We start from the raw sequence: 1331 nt of genomic DNA on the forward strand, positions 1-1331 counted from the left end.
GGCTGAGGGTCACGGCATCACGCGGTGCCTTGCCGGCCTTCTCGGTCTTGCCCTTCAGGTCGAGCAGTTGCTCCATCTGGCCGGGGCCGATCTTGTCGACGTACTGCTTGAGGTCGGTCCTGGTAAAGGCCTGGGGGTCGTCCATGGCCTGCTGACGGAGGGTGAGGTACAGGTCCCAATTGGTCTTGACGGGTTGCCCCTGGGCTTCCATGCGGCGCTGCCGGGCTTCGGCCTGCTGGCGGTTCAGGACGGCCGCCCGGTGGGTGTCGCTCAGGCGGCCCCACGTCGTCGTGCTCACCTTGCCGGTCTGCTCGACCTCCAGCAGTGCAGTCCCGTAGTTCTGCTCCTCGTGGTCGCGGCGCGTGGCCTCGGCATAGGCGTACCTGCCCATGACTTCGGTCTTCAGCAGCTTCTCGTGCTCGCCCTGGTAGTCCTTCTCGATGAGCTGCATCGCCTCGCCCAGCGGGATCTTGCGGGCCATGATCTCGTCAGCCTGGTCCTGCGACTGCATCAGCATGTCCGACTTCTCGATCACCTTCAGCAGGGTCGGGAGCTTCTCGGCGGGGACCATGGACATCAGCGGCGACTCACGCAGGCCGGCGGGGTCCTTGCCTGCCATCGAGAGCGCTGCGGCGTAGGCGATGCTGCCCTTGGCCTGCTCGCGCATCTCGTTGCGTTCGAGCACGGACAGCTGATCGCTGTTGTCGATCTCGGCCACCTGCTGGGCGATCAAATCCAGCGCCTGGGCGGGATCGATCTCTGCAGTGGCGGCGCGCTTTCCAAGCGTCGAGGTGAGGGTCTGCCGGCGATACCCGGAGCGGGCATCGGCTTCGAACTCGATCGACTTGGTGAGCACACCTTCGCGGAGGCCGGCGAGACGACTCTGGAGGATGCGCGCCTCATCGTTGCCGGCCGCGCCACGCAGTAGCTTCGCCTTGAAGTCATCGAAGTTCCGCAGCGTCTTCTCTGTGTAGGGCTCGGCGCCGGAGGGATCGAACTGGTTTCGCCTGTCGATCTCGGTGCGCGTCCATTCGAGTTGCGCGTCGGCGATCTTCTCCGTGGCGCGGACCTTGGACTGCTCGAATTCGGCTTGCTGGTAGGCGTCCGCAGCGTCGGCCACGCCGCGCACCAGGCCGCTGGGATCGACAGGCCTGACGCCGCCGCCGTCACGTAGGGAGCCGGCGCCGACACGTTGGAAGGTCGGGGCGAGTTCGGATTGGATGATGGGGATCTTCGGCATGGCCGCTCCTAGTAAACTTCACTGCCCGATTGGCCCCGACCCACAGCGTGCAAAAAGCGTCCTGCGGTATCCCCGGTGTGAGCCTCCAACC

Annotated in this window: 1 protein-coding gene; it reads right to left on the reverse strand. The window is 65.7% G+C overall.

The window, feature by feature from the left end:
- Positions 1-1240: hypothetical protein (locus tag x551_RS22300; protein WP_036251693.1), on the reverse strand; the 1240-nt coding region annotated here is incomplete at its 3' end.
- Positions 1241-1331: the final 91 nt, after the last annotated feature.

The organism is Methylibium sp. T29 (assembly GCF_000576205.1).
Taxonomy (GTDB): domain Bacteria; phylum Pseudomonadota; class Gammaproteobacteria; order Burkholderiales; family Burkholderiaceae_C; genus Methylibium; species Methylibium petroleiphilum.